This window comes from Rhizobium rhizoryzae, assembly GCF_011046895.1.
GTDB lineage: Bacteria > Pseudomonadota > Alphaproteobacteria > Rhizobiales > Rhizobiaceae > Neorhizobium > Neorhizobium rhizoryzae.
This window is the reverse complement of record NZ_CP049250.1, coordinates 630906-647416: the sequence shown is the minus strand read 5'-3', so window position 1 is coordinate 647416 and position 16511 is coordinate 630906. Positions and strand designations below refer to the sequence as shown.

Annotated in this window: 19 protein-coding genes; 8 read left to right on the top strand and 11 right to left on the bottom strand. The window is 57.3% G+C overall.

Annotated elements, in window-relative coordinates; genetic code table 11:
- Positions 1-154 precede the first annotated feature (154 nt).
- From rpsT to G6N80_RS09285, 3 genes are all read left to right on the top strand, one after another.
- The gene (gene rpsT / locus G6N80_RS09295) at positions 155-421 is read left to right on the top strand and encodes a 30S ribosomal protein S20 (protein WP_062555168.1); all 267 of its coding nucleotides are present in this window, start codon (positions 155-157) and stop codon (positions 419-421) included.
- An 824-nt stretch (positions 422-1245) separates the two neighbouring features.
- Entirely contained in the window at positions 1246-2826 is a 1581-nt protein-coding gene (dnaA, locus tag G6N80_RS09290) for a chromosomal replication initiator protein DnaA (protein ID WP_062555169.1), read from the top strand.
- Entirely contained in the window at positions 2826-3458 is a 633-nt protein-coding gene (locus tag G6N80_RS09285; protein ID WP_244484756.1) for a class I SAM-dependent methyltransferase, read from the top strand. The genes dnaA and G6N80_RS09285 overlap by 1 nt, the downstream gene beginning before the upstream one ends.
- Here G6N80_RS09285 and G6N80_RS09280 read toward each other — a convergent pair.
- From G6N80_RS09280 to rph, 4 genes are read right to left on the bottom strand one after another with little or no spacing between them, the layout of a single operon-like run.
- A complete protein-coding gene (locus tag G6N80_RS09280) occupies positions 3455-4195 on the bottom strand; it encodes a class I SAM-dependent methyltransferase (RefSeq protein WP_062555170.1) in 741 nt (246 codons plus the stop codon). The genes G6N80_RS09285 and G6N80_RS09280 overlap by 4 nt on opposite strands.
- Positions 4196-4227: 32 nt before the next feature.
- Positions 4228-5406 carry a radical SAM family heme chaperone HemW gene (gene hemW, locus G6N80_RS09275; protein WP_246251468.1) on the bottom strand — a complete coding sequence of 393 codons (1179 nt, stop codon included), beginning with the start codon at positions 5404-5406 and terminating at the stop codon, positions 4228-4230.
- A gap of 4 nt (positions 5407-5410) precedes the next feature.
- Positions 5411-6055 (bottom strand): RdgB/HAM1 family non-canonical purine NTP pyrophosphatase, encoded by a 645-nt coding sequence (rdgB, locus tag G6N80_RS09270; protein WP_165133228.1) that lies wholly within the window; start codon positions 6053-6055, stop codon positions 5411-5413.
- Positions 6056-6069: 14 nt separating this feature from the next.
- On the bottom strand, positions 6070-6786 hold the full coding sequence (gene rph, locus G6N80_RS09265; protein WP_062555173.1) for a ribonuclease PH: 717 nt from the start codon (positions 6784-6786) through the stop codon (positions 6070-6072).
- Between the two features lie 176 nt (positions 6787-6962).
- Between rph and hrcA the strand changes: the two genes are divergently transcribed.
- Together hrcA and grpE are read left to right on the top strand one after the other, a co-directional pair.
- A complete protein-coding gene (hrcA, locus tag G6N80_RS09260; protein ID WP_062555174.1) occupies positions 6963-8057 on the top strand; it encodes a heat-inducible transcriptional repressor HrcA in 1095 nt (364 codons plus the stop codon).
- Between the two features lie 91 nt (positions 8058-8148).
- On the top strand, positions 8149-8787 hold the full coding sequence (gene grpE / locus G6N80_RS09255; RefSeq protein ID WP_062555175.1) for a nucleotide exchange factor GrpE: 639 nt from the start codon (positions 8149-8151) through the stop codon (positions 8785-8787).
- A gap of 82 nt (positions 8788-8869) precedes the next feature.
- Here grpE and ptsN read toward each other — a convergent pair whose 3' ends face one another.
- The 6 genes from ptsN to lptC all read right to left on the bottom strand — a co-directional run bounded on the left by ptsN (position 8870) and on the right by lptC (position 14037).
- Positions 8870-9331: a PTS IIA-like nitrogen regulatory protein PtsN gene (gene ptsN, locus G6N80_RS09250; RefSeq protein ID WP_062555473.1), complete on the bottom strand. Its 462-nt coding sequence runs from the start codon at positions 9329-9331 to the stop codon at positions 8870-8872.
- Between the two features lie 59 nt (positions 9332-9390).
- The gene (gene hpf / locus G6N80_RS09245) at positions 9391-9963 is read right to left on the bottom strand and encodes a ribosome hibernation-promoting factor, HPF/YfiA family (protein ID WP_062555176.1); all 573 of its coding nucleotides are present in this window, start codon (positions 9961-9963) and stop codon (positions 9391-9393) included.
- A gap of 301 nt (positions 9964-10264) precedes the next feature.
- Positions 10265-11818, bottom strand: a complete 1554-nt coding sequence (gene rpoN / locus G6N80_RS09240) for an RNA polymerase factor sigma-54 (RefSeq protein WP_165133225.1) — start codon at positions 11816-11818, stop codon at positions 10265-10267.
- Between the two features lie 152 nt (positions 11819-11970).
- Entirely contained in the window at positions 11971-12762 is a 792-nt protein-coding gene (gene lptB, locus G6N80_RS09235) for an LPS export ABC transporter ATP-binding protein (protein ID WP_062555178.1), read from the bottom strand.
- A 16-nt stretch (positions 12763-12778) separates the two neighbouring features.
- Complete coding sequence (locus G6N80_RS09230) at positions 12779-13357, bottom strand: LptA/OstA family protein (RefSeq protein WP_062555179.1); 579 nt, start codon at positions 13355-13357, stop codon at positions 12779-12781.
- Entirely contained in the window at positions 13354-14037 is a 684-nt protein-coding gene (lptC, locus tag G6N80_RS09225; protein WP_062555180.1) for an LPS export ABC transporter periplasmic protein LptC, read from the bottom strand. Before lptC ends, G6N80_RS09230 begins: the two co-directional genes overlap by 4 nt.
- Positions 14038-14230: 193 nt before the next feature.
- Between lptC and sppA the strand changes: the two genes are divergently transcribed.
- From sppA to G6N80_RS09210, 3 genes are all read left to right on the top strand, one after another.
- On the top strand, positions 14231-15175 hold the full coding sequence (gene sppA / locus G6N80_RS09220) for a signal peptide peptidase SppA (RefSeq protein ID WP_165133222.1): 945 nt from the start codon (positions 14231-14233) through the stop codon (positions 15173-15175).
- A gap of 27 nt (positions 15176-15202) precedes the next feature.
- Entirely contained in the window at positions 15203-15508 is a 306-nt protein-coding gene (locus G6N80_RS09215; RefSeq protein ID WP_062555182.1) for an integration host factor subunit beta, read from the top strand.
- 166 nt (positions 15509-15674) lie between these two features.
- The gene (locus G6N80_RS09210) at positions 15675-16019 is read left to right on the top strand and encodes a DUF1049 domain-containing protein (RefSeq protein WP_165133219.1); all 345 of its coding nucleotides are present in this window, start codon (positions 15675-15677) and stop codon (positions 16017-16019) included.
- Positions 16020-16023: 4 nt separating this feature from the next.
- Here G6N80_RS09210 and G6N80_RS09205 read toward each other — a convergent pair whose 3' ends face one another.
- A complete protein-coding gene (locus G6N80_RS09205; protein ID WP_062555184.1) occupies positions 16024-16482 on the bottom strand; it encodes an SRPBCC family protein in 459 nt (152 codons plus the stop codon).
- Positions 16483-16511 lie beyond the last annotated feature (29 nt).

The window sequence follows — 16511 nt, the reverse complement described above, 5'->3', positions numbered from 1 at the left end:
GTTGACGGCGGGCTGCATTCCAGCTATTAGACCGCCCACAGTTGGGAAAGCCTTCGACGGCTTCCTCTATTGCTCCCAAATTGCTGGATGACAGGTCAGGTAGACCCGGCGCGGCGACGGCGGAGTTTTGGTTCGAATTCGAAGAGAGGCAGAGATGGCCAATACCACTTCGGCGAAGAAGGCGACCCGCAAGATCGCACGCCGCACAGACATCAACAAGGCGCGTCGTTCGCGCGTTCGTACCTTCATCCGTAAGGTTGAAGAAGCCATCGCTTCGGGCGATGCAGCAGCAGCAGCAGAAGCTCTCCGCGCAGCACAGCCGGAAATCCAGCGCGCTGCCACGAAGGGTGTTGTTCACCGCAACACGGCCTCCCGCAAGGTGTCGCGTCTGGCGGCTCGCGTGAAGGCAATCTCCGCCTAATTACCGTCACAAACGGTTGTCATTTTTGAAGCCCGGTCATCGACCGGGCTTTTCGTGATTCTGACCTGTAAGAACTTGGGTCATAGGGCGGTAAAGAGCTGCATGACACCTTAGTGACAGAAATAATTGTTTATTTTCAATTATTTATCGGAGGATCCTGTCAAGGCTGTCGCAGTCGGTCGGGGAAATTCGAGAGTCTGTGAGTCAAGCGATTTTTTATTTTTTTGCCCTTTCTCGCCATCTGTCTCTATGTCATTTTCGAATCCCATTGATTCGTTTGAGATTCTCCCCGAAAGCCTCTTCTCCGAGTCAAATTAGGCGCTCTGAGTCAACGCGCCTGGCTTAATTTTATGTAAAATTCGTCGTTGATTCCCCCCCATGATCCTGCCTTAATGGGTCCCAGCAAGAGGCACGGGGAACCCTCCAGAAAATCGACGCAGAGAATTCGGCTTGACCGAGGTCTCCAGATTTTCGTCTCTTGTCCGGACCGCGACTGCAGTTCGGTTCTTCAAAAAGTTTGAGCGTATTCATCGGTGCCTCATGGGCTCCGCGGTCTATCGTTCGTGCCGAATGGGGCGTTGCATTCGGATAGAAGTGTGGGTCTGGTTTCATCGACGAGGGTGAGATCGGGCTTCCTGGGGCGCACGGGGGCGCGCCAGCAGCCGGATAGCCGGCGTCGTGCGAGGGGTCGCGCGGCAAATGCAACCAAGGCGGATGTTGCCGGTTCTGGCGAGGAGAACCGAATGCAGAGGCCGAACAAGAATTTGTCCTGGCGGGTGGCTTTGGCACCTTCCGGCAGGAAACACATGAGAAGGCGGCAAGGAATGCATATGAACACCGTATCGACCCGGACTTTGGAGAGTGGCAACCAGGTGTCCGAGGCGTTCGAAAGCGTTCAGTCCCAGGCGGCAGGGGAAAAATCTGAAATGAAGCATGATGCTCTGTTCGAACGGTTCAGTGCCCGTTTGAAGGCGCAGGTCGGCCCTGACGTGTATGCAAGCTGGTTTGGTCGCCTGAAACTGCACTCCATCTCCAAGAGCGTCGTTCGTCTCAGCGTGCCGACGACCTTTCTCAAATCCTGGATCAATAACCGCTATCTGGATCTTATTACCTCGATCTTCCAGGCCGAGGATTCTGAGATCCTGAAGGTTGAGATCCTGGTGCGCACAGCCAGCCGTGCAGTTCGTCCGTCAGGCGAAGAGCGTGCAGCAGCGCCGGAAACTGCCGTTGCAGCACCGCAGCGCCGTTCCAGCGGTCCGCGCGAAATCGGCCAGATCGCGGCCTTTCCGACGCAGTCCCAGCCAGCACAACAGGCTGCAGCGCCATCTGCTCGCACCGCTTCTGCGAGCCCGCTGTTTGGCTCGCCGCTCGACAGCCGTTACACCTTCGACACCTTCGTCGAGGGTCCGTCGAACCGGGTGGCACTGGCCGCTGCCCGCACGATTGCGGAAGCCGGTGCAAGTGCCGTACGGTTCAATCCGCTGTTCATCCATTCCGGTGTGGGCCTTGGCAAGACGCATCTGCTGCAGGCCATTGCCAATGCGGCGGTCGGCTCATCGCGTATGCCGCGTGTCGTCTATCTGACTGCTGAATATTTCATGTGGCGTTTTGCAACGGCCATTCGCGACAACGACGCGCTGACCCTGAAGGAGTCGCTGCGCAACATCGACCTTCTCATCATCGATGACATGCAGTTCCTGCAGGGCAAGATGATCCAGAACGAGTTCTGTCACCTTCTGAACATGCTTCTGGACAGCGCAAAGCAGGTGGTTGTCGCCGCTGACCGTGCACCGTGGGAGCTGGAATCGCTTGATCCTCGCGTCCGTTCGCGCCTCCAGGGTGGCGTTGCCATCGAGATGGAAACGCCGGACTATGAAATGCGCTTTGAGATGCTGAAGCGCCGTCTGGAAATGGCTCGTCAAGATGATCAGGCGCTCGATATCCCGGACGAGATCCTCAGCCACGTCGCGCGCAATGTTGCCAATTCGGGCCGTGAACTTGAAGGTGCGTTCAACCAGTTGATCTTCCGGCGCTCGTTTGAACCGGAGCTATCCATCGGGCGTGTCGATGAGCTTCTGGCGCATCTCGTCGGTGCGGGCGAGGCCAAGCGGGTTCGCATTGAGGACATTCAGCGGATCGTAGCGCGCCACTACAACGTCTCGCGCCAGGAGCTTGTGTCGAACCGCCGTACGCGTGTCATCGTCAAACCGCGCCAGATCGCCATGTATCTGTCGAAAACGCTGACGCCACGGTCATTCCCGGAAATCGGTCGCCGCTTTGGCGGGCGCGATCATACGACCGTTCTCCACGCTGTGCGCAAGATCGAGGAGCTGATTTCTGGTGATACCAAGCTCAGCCACGAGGTCGAACTGCTCAAGCGTCTGATCAACGAAAACAACGCCTGATGAAACGCGGTGGCATGGGTTGTGATGCTGATGCCACCCGATCCTTCTACAGTCGTCGTGCGGCAAGCTATGCCGCAGACACAGGTGATTATTCTGTTTCGGAACATCTGACGCGCTTCAGCGCTCTCCTGGCGCAAGATGCGCGGGTGCTCGAGCTTGGTTGCGGCAGCGGCCGCGATAGCGCCTGGATGCTATCGAAAGGTTTTGAGGTTCACCCAACCGATGGGATTGCCGAGATGGCGGAGCAGGCCTCGGCTCGTCTCGGAATTCCCGTTGCTGTCCTCCCTTTCGCTCAGATCAGCGCGCTCGATAGCTATGATGGCGTCTGGGCGAATGCCTGCCTTCTCCATGTCCCGCGGCATGACCTGGCTGATATCCTCCAGCGTATCCAGCGTGCACTGAAGCCGAACGGTATCTTCTACGCCAGCTACAAGGCTGGTCGGGGAGAGGGCTTTGATGGGCTTGGGCGCTACTACAACTATCCTGATCAGGATTGGCTGCGCTTGAACTATGGTCGCGGCTGGTCTTCGCTGGAGATCCTAGCGCAACAGGGTGGCGGCTATGATGGCCTGCCAACGCCCTGGCTCCATGTTTTTGCGCGGAAAGCCGATGGCGGCGAACAGGTCGTTTAGATCCGCCGCGCGTGAACGATGATTTCGGAGCTCGAGTTCGGATCGAAGGGCGTCTTGTCCCACCATCCATAGACCTGCGTGATCGAAAATCCAGCCTGAGCAAGCAGATCTGTGATGGTATCGAGGGAAGGAAAGCGCAGCGTACTGCTGCTCACCAATCGGTCGCCGTCTGCCATGGTGTAGACCGCGTCGAAGGTTACCTGATCGCCCTGGACGTCGCGGTACTGGTAGAAGACTTCCACAGTGCCTTGCCCCAGGATATGTCGGCGCGTTTTTGTCTTTTCCTGCGTCCAGGTTTCCCATTCACATCGAGATGGATTGCGGCTTTCAAAAACAAGCCTTGCATCTGGCTCAAGATGTCGAGCGATGTTCCTGAGCGCCTTCAGCGTATCGTCATCAGTCAAAAACACCTGAAAGACATGCGCTGTCATGATCGCGAGTTGGAAGCGCTCCCGGAGATCGAATTCTGCTGCGGCAGCCTGCACCCATTGCACCCGCGCCTCGCTATCCTTCGCCTTGGCAATGGAAAGCATGCCGGGGGCGGGATCGACACCTGTTACCTGATGACCATCGGCGGCAAGCGGCAGGGTCAAGAGCCCCGTACCGCAGCCAATATCCAGAATGCGGCAGGGTGAAGAGGCGAGGGAGAGATAATAGGCCCGATCTTTGCCATGAGCGTTGAAATGATCATAAAGGGCGGCCATGTCACTACGCGCAAACTGATCATCGACGGGCATGTGATCCTCCTGTCAGTGAATGGTTTGCTGTTTCAGCAAGCCAGATCCGCCACCACCGCGTCGAGGATCAGCATCCCGGCTGGCGTGCACCGTAGCCTGGAATTTCCAAGGCGCTCTATAAACCCGTGTTCCAGTAAAAACTGCTCGCGCGCCGGATTTGGGAAGCGACCGGACAATTGCTGCCAGCGGGCAAGGTCCACGCCCTCGCGAAGGCGCAAGCCCATCAGCAGAAGTTCGTCGGCCTGTTCCTCGCGCTCGAGGATCTCGTGCTCCACCATGCCATGACCATTGGCTTCCACCTGCTCAAGCCAGCGTTCGGGCATCCGTTCGGTCGCGGTCGCGATCTTTGTGCGGTCGCGGCTGATGCGCCCATGCGCGCCTGGACCAATCCCGGCATAATCGCCATAGCGCCAATAGGTCAGGTTGTGTCGGCTCTCGGCACCTGGCTTTGCGTGGTTTGAAACCTCATAGGCAGGCATACCGAAGCCTTCGGTGATGGATTGCGTTGCCTCATAGAGTGCCGCAGATTGATCGCCATCCGGTACGATCAGTTTGCCAGCCTTGTGCAGCCCATAGAAGGCAGTGCCCTCTTCAATGGTCAGTTGATAGAGGGAAAGGTGATCCACGGCGTAGGATACGGCCTCGTTGAGCTCTCTTTCCCATTCCTCGACAGTCTGGTTCGGCCGTGCATAGATGAGGTCGAAGCTCATGCGCGGAAAAATCTCGCGCGCCAGACGTATGGCTTTCAGCGCATCCGCCACATCGTGCAGGCGCCCGAGGAACTTCAGGTCGCGATCATTGAGCGCCTGCACGCCGAGAGACACACGATTGACACCCGCCGAACGGTAGCCGCGGAAACGCTCCGCCTCCACGCTCGATGGATTGGCCTCCATTGTTACTTCTATGCCGGCTGGCGTATGCCAGCGGGCAGCGATGCCATCCAGAATGGCTTCAACGGTGGCGGGATCCATCAACGAGGGCGTGCCGCCCCCCAGAAAAATGCTGGTCACGGTTCGCGGGCCTGTCAGGCTTCGCATCGTGTCCATTTCCTTCAGGAATGCTTGTGTAAACCGCTGCTGATCAACAGGCGTGTGACGCACATGGCTGTTGAAGTCGCAATAAGGGCATTTGGCTGCGCAGAACGGCCAATGGACATAAAGACCAAAGCCCGGTTCGCCGGTATCAGGCAGGAGAGGGGCGTCGGTCAGCAAAGGCTTATACGTCCAGGCAGGTTTCGACAAAAATCTTGAAGGCGCGGGCGCGGTGCGACAGGGCCTGCGCATCACCGGGCTTCCAGCCGTGTTTCTCTTCTGCGCTCATTTCGCCGAAGGTGGTGGAATAGCCGGAAGGCTGAAAGATCGGATCGTAGCCAAAGCCCTGCGTGCCGCGTGGAGCAGGCGCAATCACGCCTTCCACTTCGCCACGGAAGAGTTCTGTATGTCCGTCCGGCCATGCAAGGCACAAAACGCTGACGAACCGGGCGGTACGCTGTTGCGCGGTTGTGGCACCACGCTCCTGCAGCGCATCCTCCACCTTGCGCATGGCCATGGCGAAATCGCGCGTTCCATCGGCTGTCTCCGCCCAGTTGGCGGTATACACGCCCGGCGCTCCGTCCAGAGCGTCGATCACCAGACCGGAGTCGTCAGACAGAGCAGGCAGTCCGGAAGCCTTGGCAGAGGCCAAAGCCTTGATCGTCGCATTTTCTTCAAACGTTGTTCCGGTTTCATCCGGCTCGATGAAATTAAGCTCGGCTGCAGACTTTGCGGCAAAGCCGAAAGGGCCGATCAGATCCGCAATCTCGCGGATCTTTCCGGCATTGTGGCTGGCAACGACAATGGTGCGGGTGTCGAGTTTACGCATCGGTCTGACCTCGCTCAGGCAATGGCCTGCTTCTGAAGCGCAACCAGTTCGGCAGTGCCCGCAGCGGCCAGATCGAGCAGACCCAGCAGTTCGTCGCGCGTAAACGGCTTGCCTTCAGCTGTGCCTTGCACCTCCACAATTCCACCGGAACCGGTCATGACGAAGTTCGCATCGGTCTCGGCAGCCGAATCCTCAAGATAGTCCAGGTCGATGACCGATTGTCCCGCGAAGATGCCGCAGGAGATCGCTGCAACGTGGTCCTTGAGGACGCGCTCCAGCTTGATCATGTTGCGAGCCTCCATCCACTTCAGGCAGTCGTGCAGCGCAATCCAGCCGCCGGTGATGGCTGCGGTGCGGGTGCCGCCATCAGCTTGGATGACATCGCAATCCACCGTGATCTGCTTTTCGCCGAGCGCTTCCAGATCGATCACGGCCCGCAGAGAGCGGCCGATCAGCCGCTGGATTTCCTGGGTACGTCCACCCTGCTTTCCGGCGGCCGCCTCACGTTTCATGCGGTCGCCGGTGGCACGGGGCAGCATTCCATATTCAGCCGTTACCCAGCCCTTGCCGGAGTTACGAAGCCACGGTGGTGTCTTTTCTTCAAGGCTTGCGGTGCACAGAACATGCGTATCGCCAAACTTCACGAGGCATGAGCCTTCGGCATGCTTGGACACATTGCGTTCAAAGCTGACCTTGCGCATCTGGTCGGTTTTTCTGCCTGAGGGCCGCATCGTTCTCTCCTGAAGTTCTTAAGACGCCTCTTAGAACCCCGGACGAGGCTTTGCAAAGGAAAACCCATGGAAGATTAGCATTGTTGCGGTCAATGGCTGTCAAAAACTCTTTGGCGAACGCTGGATCCGCATTATATTCGCTGCAGGATAGTCAATAGCCAGGTGAAATGCGACAGATGGATCTTCAGCCAACGCGGGGCAGGGACACCACATCGGTGCTTGACGAGCGATCGCGCGAGATCTTCCGGCGTATCGTCGAAAGCTATCTGGAAACGGGCGAGCCGCTCGGCTCGCGCAATCTCGCGCGCCTTTTGCCAATCTCCCTCTCTCCGGCCTCCGTCCGCAACGTGATGAGCGACCTCGAGGAACTGGGGCTTATCTACGCGCCACACATCAGTGCTGGTCGCTTGCCGACGCAGATCGGCCTTCGCTTCTTCGTTGATGCCTTCATGCAGGTCGGCGATCTTTCCGTGGAAGATCGCGCCAGCATCGAGCGCCAGATCCGTGCGAGTGACCGTGATCAGCCGATGGAAAATCTGATGACGGAAGCATCTCTGATGCTGTCCGGTGTTTCCCGCGGCGCAGGCATTGTGATCACGGCGAAAAGCGACCCTGTGTTGAAACATGTCGAGTTCATCCGGCTTGAACCGACAAAGGCGCTGGCCATTCTGGTGGGTGATCATAACCAGGTTGAAAATCGTATCATCGATCTGCCTGCCGGTGTGACGTCATCGCAGTTGACGGAAGCTGCCAATTTTCTTAACGCACATCTGAGCGGCCAGACCCTACCGGAACTGCGCGGTCAGCTTCGAACCCTGAAGCAGCGCGTCCAGACGGAACTCGATACTTTGTCCCGCGATCTGGTGGAAAGAGGTCTTGCTGTCTGGGCAGGTGACAACGAGGAAGGAAAGCCCTCGCGCCTCATCGTGCGTGGCCGCGCCAATCTTCTGGAGGGCCTTGCCGGCGCAGAGGATCTGGATCGCCTCCGTATGCTTTTTGATGATCTCGAGAAGAAGGACAGTCTTCTGGAGATCCTGGATCTGGCAGAAAGCGGTCCCGGTGTCCGCATCTTCATCGGCTCGGAAAACAAGCTTTTCTCCCTCTCCGGTTCCTCGCTGGTGGTTGCTCCCTACCGCGACGAAGAGGATCGCATCGTTGGTGCTGTCGGCGTGATTGGCCCGACCCGGCTGAACTATTCGCGCATCGTGCCAATGGTGGATTACACGGCGCAACTGCTGACACGGCTCAGCCGAAACCCCCGCGCGCAGTAAATCCGTCCCGATATGTGCAGAAGCCTTGATTTTTCAGGCTCGAACCTCGATATCGGGCTCACTTTCAGACAAACCTTTGATGGAGTACGTCATGACCGACGAGACGAAGAAACCCGGACCTGACGCGGAAGAGAATCAGGACGCTGCTGCTGCTGCCGCTGCTTCAGCCTTTGCGGAAAATGGTTCGGAAGCTCCTGGTGAGCAGCAGCCAGACCCGTTGGAAGCGCTTCGGGCGGAGAATAACGAGATCCGCGACCGTTTCCTGCGCCTCGCAGCAGAGATGGACAATCTTCGCCGCCGCACAGAGCGCGATGTGAAGGACGCCAAGTCCTACGCCGTAACCGCCTTCGCGCGTGACATGCTGGCCGTGTCTGACAATCTGCGACGGGCGCTCGACTCAATCCCTGCCGAAACGCGAGAAGCGGGTGATGCTGGCCTCAAGGCCTTGATCGAAGGCGTCGATATGACAGAGCGCGCAATGCTATCGGCACTTGAGCGCCACGGTGTACGCAAGATCGATGCCGAAGGTCAGAAATTCGATCCGAATTTCCATCAGGCCATGTTTGAGGTTCCGAATCCTGCTGTTCCCAACAACACGGTCGTGCAGGTCGTCCAGGCGGGTTACGTCATTGGCGAGCGCGTTCTTCGTCCCGCCATGGTCGGTGTTGCAAAAGGTGGCCCGAAGGTTGAAGCATCCGCCGCTGCCGAGGCAACCGCCGATAAGGCGTAATCAACGCCGGTATTTCTGATCAAGAAAAAAGGTCCGCTTCGAAAGAGGCGGACCTTTTTGCTTTCAAGGCGATGGAAGTGAATCAGGCGGCGTTCGCCTGTTCCTGATTCAGAAACGCATAGATGGCGGACGCTGAATCGGTGGCGCGCAGCTTTGCCACAAGATCGTGATCTCTCAGCACCCGGGCAATGCGCGAGAGTGCCTTGAGGTGGTCAGCTCCAGCGCCTTCGGGTGCCAGAAGAAGGAAAACCAGATCGACCGGTTCATCATCCAGCGCTTCGAAATCCACCGGGGTTTCAAGCCGGGCAAATAATCCCGTGATTGCCCCAATACTGCCAAGCTTGCCGTGCGGAATGGCGATGCCGTGGCCGACACCGGTCGAGCCAAGTCGCTCACGCTGCAGGATGACATCGAATATCTCGCGCTCTGGAAGTCCCGTCAGCTTTGCAGCCTTGACGGCGAGTTCCTGGAGAAGCTGTTTCTTGGAATTGACCTTGAGCGCAGGAATAATTGCATCTTGCTGCAGCAGATCTGCCAACGCCATTCTTTCCATCCTTCTGCCCCCGCCGGGGGGTATGGGAGTGCCGAAGCACTCCCTTCAGGCTATCCTTTGATACTGGCGGCGTCGATCCAGCCAATATTGCCGTCGTTGCGGCGGTACACAATGTTCAACTGTTTTCCAGGGTTCCTGAAAAACAGAACGGGTTCGTCTGTCATGTCGAGCGCCATGACGGCGCTTGCGACGGTCATTGTCTTCAGAGGCTTGGAGCTTTCTGCCACGATCGTGGGAGCAAAGTCATCCGGAACCTCGTCCTCCTCTTCCGACACCGCGTCCATCACCGTGTAGGCGATTTCTGCATAGCCGTTCTGGGTTGCCCCAGCATGGTGGTCGCGAAGCTTGCGCTTGTAGCGGCGCAGGCGCTTTTCAATCCGTTCCGATGCTGCATCGAAGCTAACCTGCGGATCGTTGGCTTCACCTGTGGCATGGAGCACGATGCCGGTGTCCAGGTGCACCTTGCAGTCCGAGGTATATCGGGATCCGGATTTCTCCACGATCACCTGACCCGAATATCCTCCGTCGAAGTATTTTGTAACCGCCTCCCCGATATGGCCCTCGATCCGCTGTCTAAACGAATCGCCGATTTCCATATGCTTTCCGGATACACGCACACTCATGGAATTCCTTCCTTCTTGTCGTGACTTGCACATGGCAGTCTACGCCAAGCGGCTCCCTCATCCAAGCGTCTCTGCTGATACTTCGCCGATTTGATAACGATAGGCCTGATCGACCGTTAAATGCGGCTCCCGCCGTCCTTTCTCATTCGTGCGGCGGGCTTCTAGCGGTCGATTTCAGGAAAGTCAACGGCGCTATGTGAGCAAGAAATGCTTTAAGCCAAGGTTCATCTTGGCTGTGATTCGCGTCTGGTGAACTGATTCGCTCAGGTTTACCCGAGCCTGGGGATGGGGCACGTCCAGCTCAACAGGCGGCAATCTTGGCGAGAGCCCGCTTCTCGCGCCGTCGTTGAACGGAGCTCGGAATGTTCATGGATTCCCGATATTTGGCAACGGTTCTTCGTGCCAGCTCGACGCCTGATTTCTTCAGGATGGCGACGATATCGTCATCGGACAGGACTGCTTCCGGAGCCTCCTGCGCGATCATCTGGCGAATGCGATGACGCACGGCTTCAGCGGAATGATTGTCTCCACCTTCAGCCGAGTTGATGGAAACTGTGAAAAAATATTTGAGCTCGAAAAGCCCGCGCGGGGTCAGCATGTATTTATTCGATGTGACCCGGCTGACTGTTGACTCATGCATTTTGATGGCTTCGGCCACGGTCTTCAGGTTCAGCGGACGAAGATGATCGACCCCGTGGAGCAAGAATGCGTCCTGCTGACGGACGATTTCGGAGGCCACTTTCATGATCGTCTTGGCGCGCTGGTCCAGGCTGCGTGTGAGCCAGTTTGCATTCTGAAGGCATTCGGACAGGAAATTCGCGTCCTCACCCGGTCTGGACGCCTTCTTGGAAATCGACTGAAAATAGGTCTGGTTGACGAGCACCCTCGGCAAAGTATCTGGGTTCAGTTCGACAAGCCAGCTTCCGTCAGTCCCGGCACGCACCACCACATCAGGGAGGATAGCCTCGTAGCCGCCATTTTCGAAGCTGCTTCCCGGACGCGGGTTGAGCGCGCGGATCTCTGCCAGCATGTCGATGAGATCCTCGTCATCCACCCCGCAGATGCGCCGGAGCGACGCAAAATCCCGCTTGGCCAGAAGTTCAAGATTTCCCAGAAGTGCCTGCATAGCCGGATCCAGCCGATCCTTCTGAGCCAGCTGGATGGAGAGACATTCGGTGAGCGAGCGTGCATAAACTCCCGGTGGATCGAGGAATTGCAAGGACTTCAGGATGGCATCGACCTGCGCTGGCGTCGTGCCAAGGCGCTCTGCGACCTCTGACGTATCGCCCTGCAGATAGCCATTCTCATCGAGAAGGTCTGTCAAGTGCTGCGCGATGAGCCGGTCTCTTTCCTGATGCAGCAGAAAGGGGATTTGCTGGGAGAGATGGTCTCGCAGGGAAACAGTGCCTGCAACAAAATCCTCCAGATCATATCCCTCGCCAGCCTCACCGCCGGGCATGGACTTCCATTGCCCCATCAGTTCAGGTGCATCCGGCCGACGCTCGGCTACATCATCAGGAAATACATTTTCGAAATTCGCGTCGAGGCGCTCGTTGAGCTGTCCATGATCGTTCGAACCGGAATCGAACCAGTCCCCATCTCCATCGCTGGAGGTGGAGTGCCCGCTATCTTCGTTGGCACTTGTCTCTGGTGCCTCGAAACTCTCGAAGCTGTCATTGCTTGCTTCTCCATCAGATGGAGAGAATTCGAGCAGGGGATTCTTTTCGACTTCCTGCGCAATGAAATGGTTGAGCTCAAGGTGTGTCATCTGAAGCAGCTGGATGGACTGCATCAGTTGCGGTGTCATGACCAGAGATTGAGCTTGGCGCAGCAACAGGCTGGTAGATAAAGCCATAACGGACGCTGAACTCCCTACAAAACCTCTCCGATCACCCAATTGCATGGAAATTGGGAGACGATGAGACCAACTGGCCCAAAAATTGCTTTTTTAGGAGGTTTGGTCAAGCATGGACGAGGCTTGAGGTAAAGATTCTCGTCAGCTTGCTGTCAGAGATGGAATTTGTCGCCAAGATAAAGGCGTCGAACATCCGCATTGTTGACGATATCGTCCGCCCGTCCATGCGTCAAAACTTCACCGGCATGGATAATGTAGGCCCGGTCGATGAGACCGAGCGTTTCACGGACATTGTGGTCCGTGATCAAAACGCCGATACCACGCGCCGTCAGGTGCCGCACAAGATTCTGGATATCGGACACGGAAATCGGATCAACGCCGGCAAACGGTTCGTCCAGCAGCATGAAAGCCGGGTCTGTTGCCAGTGCACGGGCAATTTCAAGGCGCCGTCTCTCGCCACCAGAGAGTGCCACAGCCGGAGCCTTCCGCAATCGGCTGATGTGGAATTCCTCCAGCAGTTCGTCGAGCTTGCGCTCGCGCTTCTGCCGGTCGCGCTCGTGCACTTCAAGCACGGCGCGGATGTTTTCTTCGACTGTCAATCCGCGAAAGATCGATGCTTCCTGCGGCAGGTAGCCAACGCCCAAGCGAGCCCGGCGATACATTGGCATGCGGGTGACATCATTGCCGTTGATGGCGATCATGCCCTCGTCGACGCCGACGAGCCCGGTGATCATGTAGAAGCAGGTCGTCTTGCCCGCCCCATTCGGACCAAGAAGCCCGACCGCCTCACCACGTCGTACAATCAGTGAAACGCCGTTCACGACACGTCGCGTGTCATAGGTCTTCGACAGGCTATGCGCGATCAGCGTGCCTTCGTAGCGAACCTTGTCCTTCGGGTCAAAACCCTCGGACGCAGGCGCCTTGGAGCGGGAGAAGAGAGACATGGAGTAGGGGTGCGCCTTACTGTTGCGGCTTGGATTTGGGATCGAGAAGGATCTGGATCCGCTTGCCACAGTTATCGAGCTTGGCCTCACCGGAATCGACGCGCACCACGAGCTTGCACCCGGTCAACACGTTCGGGCCGTCCGTCAGCACAACCTGCTTGCCCGTAAGGGTCAGCATTTGTGAAGCCATGTCGTACTCGCCCTGATCGCCGGTTGCCGTCTGCTGGCCGGAGTTCAGTACAACTTTTCCGTCGATAAAGATCTTGTCGATATCCTGCTTGCCGGATGCGGCGCCTGAGCCACCCGAAGAGCCGCCCGCAGGATCACCTTTGTACTGGACGACCATTTTCATGGCCTTCATCGTCGTCGTGCCCTGCACGACTTCGACATTGCCGGTGAAATAGGCCTTCTTCTCATTGTCCTTGATTTCAAGCTGATCACTCTGGATCTGGATCGGCTTGTCATTGGACAGCTTCATGCCGTCCATCTGCTTGGAGGTGGACTGCGCTGAAGCAGTGCCGGTCAGGCCCGCAAGCGCGATGCCAGCGATCAGCCAGGAGGTAAGACGAAGAGAAGATGAACGGCAAGGTGTCATTGGGCCGGGCTCTGGTTGTCTTGTTGCTTGAGAGCGGAGCCCGTCAGGTTAACCTGGACCTGCCCCGTGAACGTGATTGTCTTGCCGTTATCCGATATCTTCATCGACTTCGCAACAATGGCGGCGTCGTTTGTTTTGATATTGACCGGGTCGGTCGATTCCATGAAGCCGCCGGGAATATCCAGCCGCGCTGATTGGAAATTCGCAGTGATGCCGTTGCTGAGGTTCACCTCGAAGGGAGCCGTCATATTCATCCGATCGGCCGAGCGATCGAAGACGCCAGCGGTCGCAACAACGCGCGCGATAACGTCGCCGCTCATCGGCATTGCCGCCTTCACGTTCTCCAGTGACAACATGTTCGGGTCGGTCACATCCTGAAGCGCTCTGGTGGCGGTCAAGGAATAGCTGATGCCCCTTTCGTTACGACCGGCGATCGCGGGGCTTTCCATGACGATCTTGCCGTTTTCGATGCGCGCGCTCTGAACGGTGAGATTCTCCGGCAGGTAGGACCGGATGAACGTGATTCCAATGAAGAGGGCGGAAATCGCCAGCGCAGCAACCGGCAGCAGGACACGCAGCCGCTTCACGCGACGCGAATGGGCCAAGGCAGCCTGGTAGGCGCCAGTGGCTGCTCCGTCGTTACGGGGAGCTTCGGGATTTGATGCAAGCTTTTGCAGCATGGAAACCTTTTGATACCGTGTCAGTCGGAGGTCGTACTCTGACGTACCGTCGGACCCACCACATCGTCTCCCAATATGGCTTTTATCCATCAAGAAACAATAACGTTCGACACAAATTCGTGTATTGAAGAATCTTATTCCGGCGAGGATGGCAAATAAGTCATCTACAGACGCCTTAATGAAGGGAACTCTAATGGATCAGTCGGCGATCGCGGACCGTCGTCAACTTCGACGCAAGCTTACTTTCTGGCGGATCGCTGCGGCTTTGCTGCTGGTAGCTATCGGTTTCTCGCTCTACAGCGTTGTTGGCGGAGAGGGATCGGCACGGCCGCATGTGGCGCGGGTCGAGATCGACGGTATGATCACCGATGATGACGAACTGATCGAAAGGCTCGAAACGATCCGCAAGAACGCCCAGGTCAAGGCCCTGGTTGTGTCAATCTCTTCACCTGGCGGCACCACTTTCGGCGGTGAACGGATCTTCAAGGCCATTCGTGCCGTCGCGGCCGAAAAGCCGGTTGTTTCCGACGTTCGTACCCTGGCCGCCTCGGCGGGCTACATGATCGCGTCCGCAGGCGATACCATCGTCGCGGGCGAGAGCTCCATTACCGGTTCGATCGGTGTCATCTTCCAGTATCCGCAGATCCAGAATCTTCTCGAAAAGCTTGGTGTGTCTCTTGAAGAGATCAAGTCTGCTCCCATGAAGGCTGAGCCATCGCCATTCCACGCTCCGCCGGAGGAGGCAAAGGCGATGATCAGAAGCATGATCATGGATAGCTATGACTGGTTCGTGGATCTGGTGGCAGACCGACGCAAGCTTCCAAGGGAGGAAGTTCTCAAGCTCGCCAACGGTGCCATCTTCACAGGGCGGCAGGCCTTGAAAGTAAAGCTCGTCGATACGCTTGGCGGCACCCCGGAAATTCGTGCCTACCTCGCCACGCGTGGCGTCTCCAAGGATCTGCCGATCATCGAATGGAAAGAGCGCAAGGAGGCCGGTTATCTGGGGCTCGGTGCTTTTGTGCCCTATATCGCCGCAGCCCTGGGCTTCGACCCGGATCTATCAAAAGCCCAAGGCCTTCTCGGATCCAAGTTGTTCCTTGACGGTCTTGTTTCCGTTTGGCAGGTTGGTAAGGATTGAAAATTCAGAATATTTCAGGGGGAAGTCGTGATTAAATCCGAACTGGTGCAGATTGTTGCGGCCCGCAATCCGCATCTCTACCACCGTGATGTCGAGAATATCGTCAATGCCGTTCTGGATGAAATCACCGACGCACTTGCCGCCGGAAACCGCGTCGAGCTTCGCGGCTTTGGTGCATTCTCCGTCAAGAATCGTCCGGCTCGCTCCGGACGCAACCCCCGCACCGGCGATACGGTTTTCGTAGAAGAAAAATGGGTGCCGTTTTTCAAGACTGGCAAAGAGCTGCGCGAACGCCTGAATCCTGATCTGGTGGACGAAGAAGACGAAGACTGAGTTGCCCCTGTCAGGGTTGGCCTGTCTTGAAACCAACCTTTTGAACACTAATCTCTGGTCGTGAAGAGCCGGTAGAGTTCGAACCGTCTCAACCCCCTCGAGCAGGGTGTGAATTCACGTCATCAGGCAACAGCCCTGAGTCCAGGCACGTTATCGGGAGCATGTCATGAACCGAGTCCGCAAGATCGTCAGCTTCGTGATTTTTGTGCCGCTGGCCATCATGCTGATCGTGCTCTGCGTCGCCAATCGCGAGCCGGTAAGGCTGGCGCTGAACCCATTTCAGCCTTCCGATACGGTTCTCTCCGTGACCGGTCCGCTCTTTCTCATGCTCTTTCTGGCTTTGCTGGTAGGCATGTTGATCGGCGCTGTCGGTACATGGTTTGCACAAGGCAAGTACCGCAAGCAGGCCCGGCTGGAGGCGCGAGCAGCTATTGCTAGAGAAAAGCAGACAGGTTCTGCACCTGCGAAACCTTCAACAAACGCTGTCGCTTTGCCGGGCTCCAGAATGTAAGCAGTTACAGACTGGTTTCCGCAGGTGTCGTCAACACCGCGTTGAAGTCTGCAAAGAATTGCTGCGCCAGTTTCTGGGATGTCGACCCGATCAGGCGCGATCCCAGTTGAGCAAGCTTGCCGCCGACCTGTGCATCTGCCTTGTAGCGAAGGATCGTATCCGCACCGTCCTCTTCCAGCACAACATCGGCATGGCCTTTGGCAAACCCGGCGATTCCACCTTTGCCTTCACCGGAAATACGATAGCTCTCGGGCGCGTTGATGTCGGATAGCGTGACCTCGCCGTTGAAGCTGGCGGAAACAGGGCCAATCTTCAGTTTCACCGTCGCCGCCAGTTCGGTTGGTGATTTTTGCTCCAGGGTTTGGCAGCCGGGAATACACTGGCGGAGAATATCCGGATTGTTGAGAGCAGCCCACACAACGTCACGCGGTGCGGCAATACGTTCTTCTCCACTGATCTCCATCCGACCCTCCCAAGCCAGCATTCGACAAA